Raw genomic sequence first — 15,771 nt, forward strand, 5'->3', positions numbered from 1 at the left:
CCTCAGCCCACCATCGTCCGCGCCAATAGCGCGTGCAACTCCGCCTCGAGGGGCGGCACCCGCGGATCGAGCAGGAACGCATCACCGCGCGGGATCTCGCGCGTCACCGCGACCTCGCCGACGATCCGGGCCCCCGCCATCCCGTCCGTGCTCATCGCGCCCACGCCCTTCGCGCCCGGGACCGGGTCGCCCGAGTCCGCGGTGCCGGCTGGCACGCCCAGCACCAGCACTCGATCACTGAGCCGCACCGCCTCGCGAATGTCGTGAGTGACGAGCAGAATGCTCCAGCCGTGTGCTCCCCAGATGTCGAGCAGCCAGCGCTGCAGTTCGTCGCGGGTGATCGCGTCGAGCGCCCCGAACGGTTCGTCGAGGAGCAGCACTGGCTTGCCCTGCACCACGGTGCGGAGAAACGAGACGCGCTGCCGCATGCCGCCGGACAGCTGCCGCGGGTAGCGTCGTTCCGCCCCCGCCAGCCCGAACGGCCCGAGCAGCGCGGCCACCCTGGCGCGCGCGTCCCGGCGCGGCATCCCCGCGACCTCGAGCCCGATCCCGGCATTGTCACGGATGCGCCGCCACGGCAACAGCACGTCCCGCTGCGGCATGTACGCGAAGGGGCGGTCGTGGCCGAGCGCCGCCGGATCGACGGCCGCACCGCCGAAGCGGATCTCGCCGGCATCCGCCCGCAGCGCACCGATGAGGAGCGAGAGCAGCGTCGACTTCCCACTGCCGCTCGCCCCGACGAGCGACACGATCTCCCCCGCCCCGACGCGCAGGCTGAGATCGCCGAGCACCGGCTGCTCCCCAAAGGCCTTCGTGATCCCGCGCAGTTCGAGCGCGGCCCGCGGCGCGGCCGCACCGCCGGGGCTCTGCACCCCCGTCACCGTGCCGCCCCCTGCTCGATGCGGAGCCACGGCACCGCGACGCGTTCGAGCAGCGCGACGAAGCCAAACAGGGCGAGGGTGAGCACGGAGCTCACCGCCACCGCGGCGAGGACCAGATCCGTGCGGAACACGTGCTTCGCGGATTGCATGTAGACGCCGAGCCCCGCGACCGCCCCGGCGTACTCCGCGAAAATCGTGCCGACCACGGCGTACGTGATCGAGATCCGGAGCGCCGAGAAAAACGACGGGATCCCGGCGGGCAATCGCAGCAGCCGAAACACCTGCCAGCGGCTGGCCCCCATCGAACGCAGCAGATGCTCCGCGTCGGGGTCCGCGGCGGCGAAACCGCGCAGCAGCCCCACCACCATGGGAAAAAACGTCACGAACGCGACCAGCAAGATCTTGGGGAGCAGCCCGAAACCGAACCACAGCACCACGAGCGGCGCGAGCGCGATCAGCGGCAGCGTCTGACTGACGACGAGGAGCGGGAGGATCGCGCGGCGCAGCACGAGCGAGAAGTCGAGCGCCGTCGCCACGAGGAACGCGACCGCCACCGACAGCGTGAAGCCCGTCAGGGTCGCGGTGAGCGTGGGGATCGCGTGCCGCCACAGCGACGCACGCTCCCCCGCCCCGGCGGCCACCACACGGCCCGGCGAAGGCAGGAGTTCCGCGGGCACCCAGCCGGCGGACGTCGCGAACTGCCAGAGACCGAGGATGGCCACGACGGCGAGCGCCGGGGGCAGGACGATCCCGGCGACACGGCCCAGCGCGCCCGGGGCGTCGGTGCCCACCCGCACTACCGCAGCTCGTCGGTGTAGTACGTCGACCAGTCCGGCTCCGACGTGAGCGGGGTGCCCTCCGCATCGTTCAGGAAACCGCCCTCGAACAGGAACGCCCCGAAGGCGTCCCACGCCGCGGGGTCGACGGCCCCGATCTCGCGTCCCGTCGAGCGGAGGTAGCCGTCCTCGGCCATGAGCTGCGCGCTGCGGTGCACGAGTTCCGTGGCCGTGCCGAGGGTATCCGGGTTCGCCGCGATGAGGATGTCCGCGGCCTTCTCGGGGTGCTCGACCGCGAACTCGTAGCCGCGCGCCACGGCCTGCACGAACGCGCGCGCATCCTCCGGGTGCTCGGCGAGGTATGCGTCGCTCGAGATGATCCCCGTGGACTGCTGCTCCGGCACCCCGAAATCCTGGTAGCGCCAGGCTCGATAGGGATGCCCGTCGATCTCCATCTGCAGGTCTTCCCAGGTGGCGACGGAGAGGGTGAAGTCGATCCGGCCCTGCGAGAGCGCCTCGTACGCACCGGTGTCGAGCACGACCTCCTCGAACTCCCCCTTCCCGCCGTCGCCCTGGATCGTGGAACTCGCGAGCGCGCCGAACAGCGGGGCACCGAAGCCGCCGAACACGAGGCCGTCGAGGTCCCGGGGGCGCTGCAGATCCTCGCGGTCCCCCAGGACCACGAGCCGCCCGGTGTCGGTCTGGGTGATCCGGTACACCGAGATGACGTCGAGCCCGGCGGTGCGGGCCATCTGCACGCCCGACTGGCCGCCGATCCCGAAGTCCGCCTCGCCCGCGGAGACGAGCTGGCTCGCCGACGTGGACCCGTACGGCAGGATCTCCACGTCGAGCCCAGCGTCGGCGAAATAGCCCTCCGCCTCGGCGACGTACACGCCGATGTGGTTCGTGTTCGGTGCCCAGTCGAGCGCGAAGGTGACCGGGGCGAGATCGGCCGCGGCGGTGCCGGATCCGGCAGCCCCCGAGTCGGGGGACGCCGGGGCCGCGCAGCCCGCGAGGGCGAGGGTTCCGGCGGCGAGCGCCGCGGCGGCGGCCAGCAGTCGTGGGGTGCGGACAGGGGTGTGGTGACGCATAAGCGTGCCCTTTCACTCGTTGAGGGGCACGGGTACTTCAAGAGTGTCTCCCTGCGCTGGCATGATCCAGATCAGGTTCGACGGTCGAAAGTTTGAGCACTTTCCTCTCAGCCCGGCCTACCGGACTCCCGTGTGCTCCACACCGTAGCAGATTCCGTATTCGGTGCCGGATCTCCTATGGTGGTGCCGTGACCACGAACCCAGCTGCTCCCCGCCCGGCCCTCTCCCCCGTCGACTACGGCGTGGGGGCGCGCTTCACGCTCTCCGTGTACGACTCCGACTACGTGCGGATCATTCTCGACGCCCTGGCGGGCGCGAACCGCGACGGGCTCACGATCGAGACGAGCGACATCTCGACGTTTGTCGGCGGCACCGAGGCGCGCGTGCTCGAGTTCCTGCGCGAGGTGATCGCGGCGGCCGCGGCGAGCGGGGCGCACCTGTCGGCAGCGGCCCTGCTGTCGCGCGGGTGCCCGGGCGAGCTGGCGTGCGCGCTCCCGGACGGGGTGGCCGCACTCGGGGCCGAGCCCGTGGCGCTCGCGCCCACCGGGGTCCGTGCGCGGGCGCACTGGTCGCTCTACCCGCTGCTCGACGGCGGGGCGAACGGGGATCACATGAGCCCGATCTACGCCGCGATCGAGGACGCCAAATCGGCGGGGGTCTACGCGGGCTCCGACCACTTCGCGACGCGGCTCGACGGGGACCTCGCCGAGGTGCTCGCGACGGCGGCCAACGGCTGGATCGGCGTGGGCGGGGTCGTGCAGCACGTCACCACCCATCTCACGGTGTCGATCAACAGCCCGAGCCCGATCGCGGAGTAGCACTGGCGCGTCACACGGCGACACACGCTTCCGCACGGCTCGAAACCTCCGTACCGTGAGGGCATGAGCATTCACTTCCCGCCGCTGCCCGACTCCGTGATCGCGGAGCGAGTCGCGGTCGCCCCTGACGTTGAGCTCCGCGTGCTGCGGGCCGGATCCGGCGCCCCGCTGCTGCTCGTTCCCGGCTGGAACTTTTCGGGCGAGGTGTTTGTGCACCAGCTCACCCAGCTGGCCGAGCACTATGAGGTGATTGCGCTCGACCCGCGCGGCCACGGCGAGTCGAGCAAGCCGCTCACCGGCAACAGCTTCCCGCAGCGCGGCCGCGATCTCGCCGCCGTCATCGAGGCGCTGCACCTCCCGGACCTCGCGCTGGCCGGCTGGTCGTTTGGCGTGCTCGATGTGCTCTCGTATCTGGAGCAGCACGGCCACGCGCGGGTGGCGAAGCTGATCCTCATCGACGAGCCGCCGCGCGTTCCCTTCGACCCGCGTGATCCGGCCGAGTGGGGCGAGGCGGCGCTCAGCCACGACGGGCTGCCCGCGTACATCACCTTCCTCTCGACCGATCGCGCGGGCTTCCTCGCGTACATCGCGAGCGATGCGCTCGGCGTGGACCCCGCCGATGCGGCCGCGGAGCCCGCCGTGGCGCGGCTGATCGCCGACGGGGCCCGCACCCCGGAACACATCGCGATCATCACGGGCGTCGAGGGGCTCGCCACGGATCTCACGGCCCCCGCCGTCGCCTACCACGACAGCGGCAAGCCCCTGCTGTTTCTCGCGCAGGAGCGGTGGGCCGCCGAGGCGCGGCGCTGGGTCACGGCGCAGCTGCCCCGCGCCGAGTTTGACACGATCCCGGTGCACGCGGGCTTCATCACCGCCCCCGAGGCCTTCAACGCCCGCATCGCCGCGTTCCTCGACTGAGGCGCGGCAGCGGCCGCTAGCGCGACACGGCGAGGTCCGCGCGGAGCCGATCCACGACGTCGCCCGGGGTGGTGCGCTCCCCGAGCCGGTTCGTTTTCCCGGCCCCGTGGTAGTCGCTCGCGCCCGTCGTTTCGAGACCGAGCTCGGCGACGGCGGCGACGAGCGGGGGCAGCCAGTCCTCCCGGTTCTCGGGGTGGTTCAGCTCGACGCCCCAGAGCCCCGCGACGGCGAGCTCGGCGATATCCTTCGGCGTCGCCGCGCTGCGCTGCCGCATCGCGGCCGGGTGCGCGAGCACCGCGCGTCCGCCGGCCCGGTGCACCATCCGGATCGTATCGCTCGTGTCGAGCGCGTAGGTGCCGAGGTAGTACGGGGAGCCGGGATGCAGCGCCACCTCGAACGCCGTGCTGCGGTCCGGGAAGTATCCGCCCGCGACGAGCGCGTCGGCCACGTGCGGGCGCCCGACCGTGCGGGCGTCGCCATCCCCCACCACGTCCTCCCACCGGATCGCGTAGTCCCGGGACACGCGCCGCACCATCTCGCGGGCCCGCTCGATCCGCGCCGTGCGCACGTGGTCCAGGGCGGCGAACAGCTCCGCAGCGGCCGGGTCCATCCCGTACCCGAGCAGGTGGCGCGAGTACCCCGCGTGCTGGGTCGTGAGTTCCATCCCCGGGAGGAACTCGATGCCGTGCGCGGCGGCGGCCTCGCGCGCCTCGGGCCAGCCGGAGATCGTGTCGTGGTCCGTGAGCGCGAAGCCCGCGAGCCCCAACGTGGCGGCCTCGCGCGCGATCTCCTCGGGCGTCGTCGTCCCGTCGGAGTGCACGGAGTGCGTGTGCAGATCGTACGCCCGCATCGCCTCGGAATCTGCCATAGGGATCATTCTATGTCGGTGCCGCGTTCACGCATCTCCGGGTGAGAGGATGGGGGCATGACCGACACCGCGCAGACGACTCACGAGGTCGAAATCGATAACAGCAACCGCAGCACCACCCCGCAGACGCAGAGCTTCTCGGACTACATTTCGAGCGGCTGGGCAGAGCAGCCCGCCACGCTCCCCGAAGCGCTGCCCGTCGCCCCGTTCGCGGCGGCCCGCCGCGACCGCCTCGCCGCCCAGTTCGTGGGCGAGCGCCTCGTCATCGCCGCGGGCGCGATGAAGCAGCGCTCGAACGAAACGTTCTACCAGTACCGCGCGCACAGCGCCTTCGCCCACCTCACCGGCTGGGGCTCGGAGAGCGAGCCGGGGGCGATCCTCGTGTTGGATCCGGCGCAGGATCCGGCAGCGGACGGTGCCAGCCACACCGCGACCCTGTACTTCCGCGAGCGCGCGGGCCGCGACAGCGACGAGTTCTTCGCGAACCCCGAGATCGGCGAGTTCTGGATCGGCCCCCGCCCCTCCCTCGGCCAGGTCGCGGCGGCGCTCGGCATCGCGACCGCGCACCTCGCGGACTTCGTTCCCGGCGACACCGACCGCACGCTCGAGGACGCCGATCTGGCGCGCGCGGCCTCAGAGCTGCGCCTCGTGAAGGACACCTTCGAGCTCGCCGAGATGCAGGCCGCGGTCGACGCGACGGCGACCGGCTTCACGGAGGTGCTCGCGGCGCTCCCCGCGGCCAGCGCGCACCCCCGCGGCGAACGCATCGTGGAGGGCGTGTTCAACCAGCGCGCCCGGCTCGACGGCAACACCGTCGGCTACGAGACCATTGCGGCGTCCGGCCCCCACGCCTGCACGCTGCACTGGATCCGCAACGACGGCCCGGTGCGCAGCGGCGACCTGCTGCTGCTCGACGCGGGCATCGAACTCGACAGCCTCTACACCGCCGACATCACGCGCACCGTTCCCGTGTCGGGAACGTTCAGCGAGGTGCAGCGTCGCGTCTACGACGCCGTGCTCGAAGCGGCCGATGCCGCGCGCGCGATCGTGCGGCCCGGGATCCGCTTCAGCGACGTCCACGCCGCCGCGATGCAGGTCATCGAGCGCCACACGCGCGACTGGGGCTTCCTGCCCGAGGACGACGGCACGGCCTACTACCGCCGCTACATGGTGCACGGCACGAGCCACCACCTCGGCCTCGACGTGCACGACTGCGCGCAGGCGCGGCGCGAGATGTACATGGAGGGCATCCTCGAGCCCGGCATGGTCTTCACGATCGAGCCCGGCCTGTATTTCCAGCCCGACGATCTCACCGTGCCCGCGGAGTTCCGCGGCATCGGCGTGCGCATCGAGGACGACATCGTCGTCACCGAGGACGGCTGCGTGAACCTCTCCGCGGGCATCCCGCGCACCGCGGACGACGTGGAGGCGTGGATCCGCGACGCGCAGGCGTAGGCGGCAGCCGCGCGCGGGCCGGCTGAGCTACTCCGCGAGCAGCTCCAGCGCGGCGTGCGCCGCGTTGTGACCGCCGATCCCGCTCACGGCACCGCCGCGCCGCGCTCCCGAACCGCACACGAGCAGGTTCGGGAGCGCGGTCTCGACGCCCCAGCGCGCGGCCGGGGTGTCGAGCGCCTCGTCGTCCTCGGCCCAGGGCCACGACAGGGCACCGTGGAAGATATCGCCGCCGATCATGCCGAGGGATTCCTCAAGATCGGCGGTGGTGCGCGCCTCGATGCACGGTGAGCCGTCCGGGGCGATGAAGATGCAGTCGGCAATCGGTTCGGCGAGCACCGAATCGAGCGAGCGCTGTGCCGCCGCGAGCAGCTCCGCGCGCAGCTCGGCGTTATTCTCCTCGGTCACGAGCCGGTCCGGAACGTGGAGCCCAAACAGGGTGAGCGTCTGGGCCCCGGCGGCCTGCAGCTCCGGGCTCAGGATCGACGGGTCCGTCAGGGAGTGGCAGTAAATCTCGGCCGGGAGCGGCTCGGGGAGCTCCCCCGCCGTCGCCGCGGCGTGGGCCGCATCCAACTGTGTGAGGGTTTCGTTGATGTGGAATGTGCCGGCGAACGCGGCGCGCGGATCGACCTCGGAGTCCCGCAGCTTCGGGAGCCGCGTGAGCAGCATATTGACCTTCACCTGGGCACCCTCGGGGCGTGCCGGGGCCTCCCGCACGGCGGCGGCCGGGGCATTCCCCGCCGCGAGCAGGCGTTCGAGGACCGCCGGGCCGACACCACTGAGGACCAGGCGCCCGCGGACGGGAGCGGCCGCCGGATCGGCGAGCTGCACGGTGCCGTCGGCCGTGATCGCGCGCACCTCGGCGGCACCGCGAAGCTCCGCCCCCGCGTCCCGGGCGGCGCGTTCCAGCTCACCGCTGACCCGCCCCATCCCGCCGACGGGCACATCCCAGTCCCCGGTGCCGCCGCCGATCACGTGGTACAGGAAGCATCTGTTCTGGCGCAGCGACGGATCGTCCGCCGTGGCGAAGGTCCCGATCAAGCCGTCGGTGAGCGCGATCCCCCGCGCAATGTCGGTGGTCAGCGAGTCTCGGATCAGCCCGCCGAGGGGACGTTCGAACAGCGCCGCCCACAGCGCGTCATCCCCGAGCCGCCGCTGCAGCTCCGAGCGTCGCACCAGCGGATCCGTCACCGTGGGGAACAGCAGCTCGGCGACGGGGGCGAGCCGCGCATAGAACGCGTCGAAGCGGTCCGCCTCGGCGGCGTCCCCCGTCACGCGCGCGAACGAGGCGGCGGTCGCCGCAGCGTCGCCGTTGTCGATCAGGATGCCGCGGCTCGGATCCGCCGGATCCGGCGTGTATGAGGAGACGCGGCGTCGGGCCAGCTCCAGGTTCAGGCCGAGGTCCGCGACGATCTGCGCGGGCAGCAGGCTCACGAGGTAGGAGTAGCGTGAGAGCCGCGCCCCCACGCCCGGCCACGGCTCCTCGGACACCGCAGCCCCGCCGAAGTGGTCGAGGCGTTCGAGCACCACCGTCCGCTTCCCCGCCCGGGCGAGATATGCCGCGGCGACGAGCGCGTTGTGCCCACCGCCCACGATAACGACGTCGTGCGTGTACTCCAAGGCTTCATTGACCATGAGCACCACTGTAGTGGTGCGGGAGGCCGCGCCGGATCCGGCGCGCTAGCGTTCTTCCCCGTCCACGTAGCGCCAGTGGCCGTCGGGGCCGCGGCGGAACACGCTGCGCTCCGCCTGCTCGAACCGGCCGTCCGGGCCGCGCCCGATCGCGGTGAAGCTCACCCAGCCGCGGTCGTCGCCGGGGCCGCCCGCGGTGGTGTCCGAGATGAACAGCCGGCGCCACTCGATCGTGTCGTCGAGCGTGAGCTCCTCGGGACGGGTACTCGGATCCCAGCTGCTGAGCAGGTACTCGGGGAGCCCGAGCGCGAAGGCGCTAAACCGCGAGCGCATGAGGCGCTCCGCCGACGGCGCGGGGCGACCGGCGTGCAGCGGACCGCAGCACTCGGGGTACGCCGCGCCGCTGCCGCACGGGCAGGGGGCGAGCGTGTCGTCCGCGCTCACGCGCCGAGCTCGCCGCGCAGCGAGCGCTGCAGCGTGTCAAGCCGCACCCCGCCGAGCGCGAGGGCATCGCGGTGAAAATCGCGCACGTCGAAGCCGGAACCGGCCGCCGCGGCGGCCTCGTCACGCAGCTGCTCCCAGATGCGCTGACCCACCTTGTAGGAGGGGGCCTGGCCCGCCCATCCCAGGTAGCGCAGCACCTCGAAGCGCACGAAGCCCTCGTTCATGTTGACGTGCTGCGCCATGAACTCGAACGCCTTGTCCCCATTCCACGCCCCGCCGTCGGGGTGCGGTTTTCCGAGGTGCACGCCGATGTCGAGCACGACGCGCGCCGCCCGCATGCGCTGCCCGTCGAGCATGCCGAGCCGATCCGCCGGATCATCGAGGTAGCCGAGCTGCTCCATGAGCCGCTCCGCGTAGAGTGCCCACCCCTCCGCGTGCCCCGAGGTGCCCGCGAGCTGTCGCCGCCACTCGTTCAGCGTGCCGCGGTTCACCACGGCCTGGCCGATCTGGAGGTGATGTCCCGGGACACCCTCGTGGTAGACCGTCGTGAGCTCGCGCCAGGTGTCGAACTCCGTGACGCCCTCGGGCACCGACCACCACATGCGGCCCGGCCGCGAGAAATCATCGCTCGGCCCCGTGTAGTAGATCCCGCCCTCCTGAGTGGGCGCGATCATGCACTCGAGCGCTCGGATCTCCTGCGGAATGTCGAACTGCGTGGCCCCGAGCTCCGCCACGGCGCGGTCGCTCGTCTCCTGCATCCACCGCTGCAGCGCGTCGGTGCCGTGCAGCTTGCGGCGCTCGTCGCGTTCGAGCAGCGCGATCGCCTCGGCCACGATGCCCGGGTGTCGCGCGCCGCCCACGATCTCCGCGGCGATCCGCTCCTGCTCATCGACCATGCGGGCAAGTTCTTCAATGCCCCACGCGTACGTTTCGTCGAGGTCCACGCGCGCGCCCAGAAACGCTTCGGAGGCGAGCGCGTAGCGTTCCCGCCCAAACGCGTCGGTGGTGGCCGCACGCGGGGCGAGTTCGGTCTCCAGGACGTCTGCGCACTCGGCGTAGGCGCGCGCGGCGTCCGCCGCAGCGGCCTCGAATTCCGCGCCGCGCCCCGCCACCAGCTGCCCGAAGAACCCGGGGGCCGCGGCCGTGCCCGCGGTGCGCCGCGACTGGGCGGCAACCTCGGTCACCTGGCGAAGCGCGGGGGCGAGGCCGCGCTCCGCACCGAGCGTCAGCGACGCGCGGTACCCGGCGAGCGCGGCGGGCACGGCGCGCAGCCGCTCCCCGATTTCGGCCCAGTCCGCGTCCGTCGCCGTGGGCATGAGGTCGAAGCTGTCTCGGATCTGCTGCAGCGGCGACTCGATCACGTTGAGATCCCGCAGCTCCTCCCCCGCTTCATACTGCGCGAGGCCGAGCCGCAGCTCCGCGGTCAGATCCGCCCGGGTCACCGCGTCCACCGCGTCGACCGGCTGCTCGGCGTCAAGCGCCGCGAGCGCGCTCCGCTGCGCGTCGGCGAACGCCGCGGCACCCTCCGGCGAGTAGTCCGGCAGCCCGCCGCCGCGCCGACCAATGTAGGTGCCCGTCGTGGGGTCGTGTTCCACCAGGGTGTCCACCCAGGCCTCGGCGATGCGATCAATGGGGCTCAGCGGCCGCGAATTCGTCATGGTTCCAGCCTAGGGCGGGGCGGCACCCCCGGGCGAGAAAGCACGCTAGGATGAGAACATTGGCGTGTGGGCCACAGACCCGCGTGCCGCTGAGACCCGCGAGGAGAACAATCGTGAAGATCCGTACCCGTATCGCCACCGCCGTAACCGTGGCTCTCGCTTCGGTGTTCGTGGCAGCGCCCGCGTTCGCGTCGCCCATCGGACAGGACAACTCGGATTCGATGTTCTCCTCCGTTGGCCAGCCCGTGGACGTGGTGGCGATCTCGATCGTCGGCGTGATCCTGCTCGCGGTCGTGCTCATCGGCTCGACGCTCGTGGGCAACCTCTTCGAGAAGAAGTAACCTCACGCTTCCCCGGCGCGGCCGGGACGGAGTGGCGGGCGGCGATCCTCACGGGTCGCCGCCCGCCACTGTTGTCTTGGGGGCGGACCGGGCGTACGGTGACAGGCACACCGGAACTTTCGAGGTGAGCGCAGTGCGCACAGTGAGCACAGTGAGCGAGGTGAGCGCAGTGGCGGGCAGTTTGCGAGGCGGCGAGCCGACCGCGCTCCCCTGGCACCGCGTGCTGCAGGACCTGCCGCCCGCCGACCGCGACGAGGTGCGCGCCGCGGTCGCCGAGGGGTGGGCCGTGCGAATCCCGGAGCTTCGGGCGCCCGCTCAGGAGTGGGCTCTCCTCGTCAGCGCGCACTCCGGGGCGCGCCTGCTCCGCCACTGGGGCTATCTGGCGACACTCCTCGGTGCACCGCTGCTTGCCGCCGTGTCCCCGTGGTCCTGGGGGTGGGCGGTGCTGATCGCGTGTGCGCTCGCCCTCATCCCGGTGTGGACGCAGCGCCGCGGGGTCCGCGCGCAGCGCGCCGCAGAGGCCAACCGCTAGGCCACGCGCGCCGGGCTCCGTCCCTCGGGTCGTCGCCGACAGATCCGACCCGTTCAGACAGAACCGACCTGCTAGGCGCAGAAATCATGCGCGCAGCAGGTCGGTTCTGCGTCAAGAGGTCGGATCTGGGCCTACGCCTGGGCCTACGCGCCGGCGCGCACCACGCGGAAGGTCCCGACCGCGGCGTCGGCCGCGCCGCGCACGTAGCCGGTGGGCGAGGCGGCGACGGCGCGGAGGAACGCGACCGTCTCGGCCGTAATTTCCTCGCCGGGCAGCAGGTTCGGGATCCCGGGCGGGTAGGCGGCGAGCGTGTCCGCCGACACCCGGCCCACGGCGTCCGCCGCGGACACCGTCTCGCTCTCCCCAAAGAATGCCTCGCGGGGGCGCATGCGCAGCTCGCCCGCCTCCGGAAGGGCAGGGAACGCGACGGCGTCGGTCGCGGGGAGCGCCGCGGCCTCGTCGGCGACGGACGCGAGATCCCGCATGAAGCGGTCGACGTCCACGGTGCGCAGCGCGCCGATCACCAGCACCACGCTCGTCGCGGTCGACATCTCCGTGTAGGTGCCGTGGCCGTCGATCAGCCGGGCGCGCACCCAGTGGCCGCTTTGCCCGAGCGCCGACACGTCGATCGGGATGCGCAGCGCGTCGGTTTCGACAATGTCGGGGAACGCCGCGAAGTCGTCGCTGATCACGCGGAAACGGGGGTCCTGCCGCAGCCGAGCGCGAATCTCGGCGGCGGCGGCCACGGCCTCGCCGATCTGCGCGCTGCCCTGTACGAGGGCGCGGCGCGCGGTGTCGAGGGAGCCCATCAGGATCCCGCTCATGGAGGTGGACGCCGTCATCGAGAACGCGCGCGCCACGAGCGGTTCGAGCCGCTCCGCCATCGCGGTGTCGCCGAGGTGCAGCATCGCGGACTGGGTGAGGGACCCCGCGAGCTTGTGTGTGCTCGAGATCACGAGGTCCGCCCCGAGTCGCACCGGCGACTCCGGCAGACCCGGGTGGAAGCCAAAGTGGGCGCCCCAGGCACCGTCCACGATGATCGCGGCACCGTGGTCGTGGGCCACGCGGGAGAGCCCGGCGACGTCCGCGGTGGAACCGAAGTAGCTCGGCGAGACGACCAGCACGCTGTCGACTGGACGGCCGGCCTCGGCCTCACGCGTGAGGGCGGCGTCCAGCGCCGCGGGGGTGAGCCCGTGCGCGATGCCGTGGTGCTCGTCAACGTTCGGGGAAACGAACGACGGGATCAGGCCGGCCAGGAGCACGCCGTCGGTGAGGCTCGAGTGCATGCTGCGCTGGATCATGATCCGCTCGCCCAGGCCGCGCACCGCGATCGCGGCGGTGCGGTTCGCCTGCGAGGCCCCGTTCGTGAGGAACCAGGTGCGCTTGGCCCCCCACGCGTCCGCCGCGAGGCGCTGCGCCGCCACGAGCGGCGAATCCTCGCCCAGGTCGATGCCGGGCAGCATCAGCGGCACGTCGAGCTCGGGGACGCGATCGCCGAAGAGCTCGGCCAGGTGGGCGCCGCCGTGCTCGGGATCGTTGCCGTGACCCGGCACCATGAAGGAACGCGGCTCGGACGCGGCAAAGCGCTGGAGCGCCTCGGCGTAGGGAGCGCTCGCGTGTTCGGGACCGAACTGATGCGCGGCGCGGGGCGCGACGCCCGGATCCCCCGCGGGACCGGTCACGGGACTCACCACGGCGTCTCCCGCGGCGCTGATGGCGTCACCGTGTGCGGTGCGGTCGTCGTGGGGAGCGTAGTGAGAATCCTGATGCAGCATGTCTCCAGAGTGGCGGGGATCCCGGGCCGCCGGAACCCCCGCTTCACCTCCCGGGCACCAGAGACTATATTGAACTGAGGGGGCCTATTCACGCAGCGGGGTCCAGACAGGAGCGGGATACTCGATGATCGACCTTCGCCAACTCCAGGCACTCAGCGCGGTGGCCGCCGAGGGATCCGTGGCGCGCGCCGCGACCCGCCTCGGCTGGAGCCAACCCACCGTCGATTACCACCTCCGCAACCTCGATCGGCTCGTGGGTGCCGATCTCACCGTGCGCAGCACGCGCGGCAGCAAGCTCACCACCGCGGGCACCCTCATGCTCGAGCGTGGTGAGGAGATCCTGAGCCTCTCCGACCGGGCGCTGACGGACGTGCGTGACCTCGCCCAGCTCGGCCGGATCCGGCTCCGCTTTGGCACGTTCCCCACGGCCGCGGCCCGGCTGCTTCCCGGCATCACGAGCCGCGTCGCGGAGCTCGGGATCGAACTCGACGCGACGTTGGAGGAGCTCGCACCGCTCGTCACACGCGTGAACCAGCACACCCTCGATGCGGCGCTCGTGTACGCGGCCGGCGGCTACCAGCTCCCCTTCCGCGCGGAGGTGCACACGACGCACCTGTTCACGGACCCGATGCTGCTCGCCCTGCCCGCCACGCACCCGGCGGCGCACCACCGCAGTTTCGACCGGGAGACGTTCCTTTCCCTGGCGGACGACAGCTGGGTGATGGGTTCGACCCCCGGGGACACCCTCGACGACCTGGTCCGGGAGGTGTTCCTCGCCGAGGGCCACAAGATCGACGTGGCGATCCGCACGGACGACTATTCGGTGGTGCTCGGCCTCATCGCCGCCGGGATGGCCGTTGCGCTCGTGCCGAGCCTCGTCGGCAATCACCCCCCGGAGGGCGTCGTGCTGCGTCCGATCGACGACCCCCGGTTTGCGCGGGAGCTCCTGCTCGCCGCGCCCGCCGGCCCCAGCGGCCCGTCGGCGGCGGTGCGCCAACTCGCTGAGGCCGTGCGGCGCTCGATCAGCGCGCTGGGGTAGCCGGGGCCTCGGTCCCGAGTTCGGTCTCGGGATCGGCCTCGGGCGGGGCGTCGCGCACGAAGAACGCCACGAGTACGCCAATGGTCGCGGCGATGCCGCCGATGAGGAACGCCATGCGCGTGCCCGCCGCGAGCGCGTGCGGGTCCACCGCCGTCGGGCCCCCGGCGGCCTGGGTCGACACGAGGGTCATCACGGTGATGAACAGCGCGGTGCCCGCGGCCCCCGCGACCTGCTGCACCGTCGAGATCATGGCGCTGCCGTGCGAGGCGAGCTGCGGCCGCAGGGATCCCAGCGACACCGTGAACAGCGGGGTGAACACCCCCGCGAGCCCGATGCTGAGGAGCAGGTGCGTGCCGAGCACCTGCCAGAGCTGCGTCGTATCGGTGAACAGTGCCATGCCCCAGAGCGCCAGCGCGGCGACGATCGTGCCGGGGATCAGCACAAATCGAGACCCCCGCGCGTCGACGAGGCGCCCGACAAACGGTCCGAGCAGCCCCATCACCAGGCCGCCGGGGAGCAACAGGAGTCCGGTCTGCAGGGTGTCGAAGCCGAGCACGTTCTGCGTGTAGATCGGCAGCAGGATCAGCGAGCCGAACAGCGCCATCGAGCTGAAGGTGAACAGGATCACCGACAGCGCGAAGGGCCGCGACTGGAAGGTGCGCAGGTCGAGCAGCGCCCGATCCTCGCGCTGCAAGCGCAGCTGGCGCCACACGAACAGGAGCATCGCGGCGACGCCGACCACGATGGGGATCCACGGCGCGATCGGGGGTGTCCCGCTGGCGCTTTCGCCCACGAGGCTGAGCCCGTAGACGAGCCCGCCGAAGCCGAGCACCGACAGGAGCACGGAGACGAGGTCCACGCGGGCCACGCGCTGCTCCCCCACGTTGGGCAGGCGAAGCGCCCCGATCAGCAGCGCGAGCGCGGCGATCGGCAAGACGATCAGGAACAGCCACCGCCAGCTCAGCACCTGCAGGATCAGCCCGGAGATCGTCGGGCCGAGGGCGGGAGCGACCGAGATCACGATCGCGATCCGGCCCATGAGGCGGCCGCGCTGCTGCTCGGGCACGAGCGTGATGACGGTGGTCATCAGCAGCGGCATCATGATTGCCGTGCCGCTCGCCTGCACCACGCGTCCCACGAGGAGCACGGCGAAGCCCGGGGCGGTGGCCGCGATCAGGGTGCCCGCGGTGAAGAGGCTCATCGCGGTGATGAACAGGTGCCGCGTTTTCACGCGCTGGATCAGCATGCCCGTGATCGGGATCACCACGCTCATCGTGAGCAGGAACGCGGTGGTGAGCCACTGGCCGGCCACCGCCGTGATGCCGAGATCGTGCATGAGTTTGGGCAGCGCAACGCCCATGATCGTCTCGTTGAGGATCACCACAAACGAGGAGATCAGGAGCACCCAGATCGCGAGCTGCTCACGGGGACCAAACTCACGCTCGGTGCTGCGGGTGGGCGGATCGACTGGGGTGTTGCGGGAAGAAGACATAAGAGATCGATCTTATCCCAAAACCGCTCGGGATCACGACATTCTCCCGAACGG

15 protein-coding genes and 1 riboswitch are annotated in these 15,771 nt (G+C 71.7%); of the genes, 6 read left to right on the top strand and 9 right to left on the bottom strand.

Annotated elements, in window-relative coordinates; translation table 11 throughout:
- Positions 1-2: 2 nt before the first annotated feature.
- Genes D3230_RS01795 through D3230_RS01805 form a run of 3 tightly spaced genes read right to left on the bottom strand, consistent with a single transcriptional unit; the run spans position 3 to position 2,748 of the window.
- The gene (locus D3230_RS01795; protein WP_337249044.1) at positions 3-881 is read right to left on the bottom strand and encodes an ABC transporter ATP-binding protein; all 879 of its coding nucleotides are present in this window, start codon (positions 879-881) and stop codon (positions 3-5) included.
- Positions 878-1,678, bottom strand: a complete 801-nt coding sequence (locus D3230_RS01800; RefSeq protein WP_337249045.1) for an ABC transporter permease — start codon at positions 1,676-1,678, stop codon at positions 878-880. Before D3230_RS01800 ends, D3230_RS01795 begins: the two co-directional genes overlap by 4 nt.
- A complete protein-coding gene (locus D3230_RS01805; RefSeq protein ID WP_237466648.1) occupies positions 1,678-2,748 on the bottom strand; it encodes an ABC transporter substrate-binding protein in 1,071 nt (356 codons plus the stop codon). Before D3230_RS01805 ends, D3230_RS01800 begins: the two co-directional genes overlap by 1 nt.
- A 30-nt stretch (positions 2,749-2,778) precedes the next feature.
- Positions 2,779-2,890: riboswitch (TPP riboswitch) on the bottom strand.
- Positions 2,891-2,936: 46 nt separating this feature from the next.
- Here D3230_RS01805 and D3230_RS16295 point away from each other — a divergent pair.
- The gene (locus D3230_RS16295; protein WP_337249046.1) at positions 2,937-3,566 is read left to right on the top strand and encodes a YkoF family thiamine/hydroxymethylpyrimidine-binding protein; all 630 of its coding nucleotides are present in this window, start codon (positions 2,937-2,939) and stop codon (positions 3,564-3,566) included.
- 63 nt (positions 3,567-3,629) lie between these two features.
- The gene (locus tag D3230_RS01815) at positions 3,630-4,484 is read left to right on the top strand and encodes an alpha/beta fold hydrolase (RefSeq protein WP_202343284.1); all 855 of its coding nucleotides are present in this window, start codon (positions 3,630-3,632) and stop codon (positions 4,482-4,484) included.
- A gap of 16 nt (positions 4,485-4,500) precedes the next feature.
- Here D3230_RS01815 and D3230_RS01820 read toward each other — a convergent pair whose 3' ends face one another.
- The gene (locus D3230_RS01820; protein ID WP_202343285.1) at positions 4,501-5,352 is read right to left on the bottom strand and encodes a PHP domain-containing protein; all 852 of its coding nucleotides are present in this window, start codon (positions 5,350-5,352) and stop codon (positions 4,501-4,503) included.
- A 57-nt stretch (positions 5,353-5,409) separates the two neighbouring features.
- Between D3230_RS01820 and D3230_RS01825 the strand changes: the two genes are divergently transcribed.
- The gene (locus D3230_RS01825) at positions 5,410-6,807 is read left to right on the top strand and encodes an aminopeptidase P family protein (RefSeq protein WP_202343286.1); all 1,398 of its coding nucleotides are present in this window, start codon (positions 5,410-5,412) and stop codon (positions 6,805-6,807) included.
- Positions 6,808-6,834: 27 nt separating this feature from the next.
- On the opposite strand, the gene D3230_RS01830 is transcribed toward D3230_RS01825, so the two are convergent.
- The 3 genes from D3230_RS01830 to D3230_RS01840 are packed head-to-tail and all read right to left on the bottom strand — an operon-like array spanning position 6,835 to position 10,538.
- Complete coding sequence (locus tag D3230_RS01830) at positions 6,835-8,439, bottom strand: phytoene desaturase family protein (protein ID WP_202343287.1); 1,605 nt, start codon at positions 8,437-8,439, stop codon at positions 6,835-6,837.
- A 45-nt stretch (positions 8,440-8,484) separates the two neighbouring features.
- Complete coding sequence (locus tag D3230_RS01835; protein WP_202343288.1) at positions 8,485-8,880, bottom strand: YchJ family metal-binding protein; 396 nt, start codon at positions 8,878-8,880, stop codon at positions 8,485-8,487.
- The gene (locus D3230_RS01840; RefSeq protein ID WP_202343289.1) at positions 8,877-10,538 is read right to left on the bottom strand and encodes a DUF885 domain-containing protein; all 1,662 of its coding nucleotides are present in this window, start codon (positions 10,536-10,538) and stop codon (positions 8,877-8,879) included. The genes D3230_RS01835 and D3230_RS01840 overlap by 4 nt, the downstream gene beginning before the upstream one ends.
- Positions 10,539-10,651: 113 nt before the next feature.
- Here D3230_RS01840 and D3230_RS01845 point away from each other — a divergent pair, with 113 nt between their 5' ends.
- Both D3230_RS01845 and D3230_RS01850 read left to right on the top strand, forming a co-directional pair.
- Complete coding sequence (locus D3230_RS01845; protein WP_202343290.1) at positions 10,652-10,879, top strand: hypothetical protein; 228 nt, start codon at positions 10,652-10,654, stop codon at positions 10,877-10,879.
- A 151-nt stretch (positions 10,880-11,030) separates the two neighbouring features.
- Positions 11,031-11,411 (top strand): hypothetical protein, encoded by a 381-nt coding sequence (locus D3230_RS01850; RefSeq protein ID WP_202343291.1) that lies wholly within the window; start codon positions 11,031-11,033, stop codon positions 11,409-11,411.
- 143 nt (positions 11,412-11,554) lie between these two features.
- On the opposite strand, the gene D3230_RS01855 is transcribed toward D3230_RS01850, so the two are convergent.
- Positions 11,555-13,186 (bottom strand): aminotransferase class I/II-fold pyridoxal phosphate-dependent enzyme, encoded by a 1,632-nt coding sequence (locus tag D3230_RS01855; RefSeq protein ID WP_202343292.1) that lies wholly within the window; start codon positions 13,184-13,186, stop codon positions 11,555-11,557.
- A gap of 124 nt (positions 13,187-13,310) precedes the next feature.
- On the opposite strand from D3230_RS01855, the gene D3230_RS01860 reads away from it, so the two are divergent.
- Positions 13,311-14,225, top strand: coding sequence for a LysR family transcriptional regulator (locus tag D3230_RS01860; protein WP_202343293.1), 915 nt, complete (start codon positions 13,311-13,313; stop codon positions 14,223-14,225).
- Here D3230_RS01860 and D3230_RS01865 read toward each other — a convergent pair.
- The gene (locus tag D3230_RS01865) at positions 14,209-15,717 is read right to left on the bottom strand and encodes an MDR family MFS transporter (RefSeq protein WP_202343294.1); all 1,509 of its coding nucleotides are present in this window, start codon (positions 15,715-15,717) and stop codon (positions 14,209-14,211) included. The genes D3230_RS01860 and D3230_RS01865 overlap by 17 nt on opposite strands.
- Between the last annotated feature and the right edge of the window lie 54 nt (positions 15,718-15,771).

This window comes from Leucobacter chromiireducens subsp. solipictus (genome assembly GCF_016758195.1).
Taxonomy (GTDB): Bacteria; Actinomycetota; Actinomycetes; order Actinomycetales; family Microbacteriaceae; genus Leucobacter; species Leucobacter solipictus.

Excerpts from the sequence above, each read along its gene's own strand:
- D3230_RS01805 (WP_237466648.1), bottom strand. The coding sequence starts at position 2,748 with ATGCGTCACCACACCCCTGTCCGCACCCCACGACTGCTGGCCGCCGCC.
- D3230_RS01815 (WP_202343284.1), top strand. The coding sequence starts at position 3,630 with ATGAGCATTCACTTCCCGCCGCTGCCCGACTCCGTGATCGCGGAGCGA.
- D3230_RS01820 (WP_202343285.1), bottom strand. The coding sequence starts at position 5,352 with ATGGCAGATTCCGAGGCGATGCGGGCGTACGATCTGCACACGCACTCC.
- D3230_RS01825 (WP_202343286.1), top strand. The coding sequence starts at position 5,410 with ATGACCGACACCGCGCAGACGACTCACGAGGTCGAAATCGATAACAGC.
- D3230_RS01830 (WP_202343287.1), bottom strand. The coding sequence starts at position 8,439 with ATGGTCAATGAAGCCTTGGAGTACACGCACGACGTCGTTATCGTGGGC.
- D3230_RS01840 (WP_202343289.1), bottom strand. The coding sequence starts at position 10,538 with ATGACGAATTCGCGGCCGCTGAGCCCCATTGATCGCATCGCCGAGGCC.
- D3230_RS01855 (WP_202343292.1), bottom strand. The coding sequence starts at position 13,186 with ATGCTGCATCAGGATTCTCACTACGCTCCCCACGACGACCGCACCGCA.
- D3230_RS01860 (WP_202343293.1), top strand. The coding sequence starts at position 13,311 with ATGATCGACCTTCGCCAACTCCAGGCACTCAGCGCGGTGGCCGCCGAG.
- D3230_RS01865 (WP_202343294.1), bottom strand. The coding sequence starts at position 15,717 with ATGTCTTCTTCCCGCAACACCCCAGTCGATCCGCCCACCCGCAGCACC.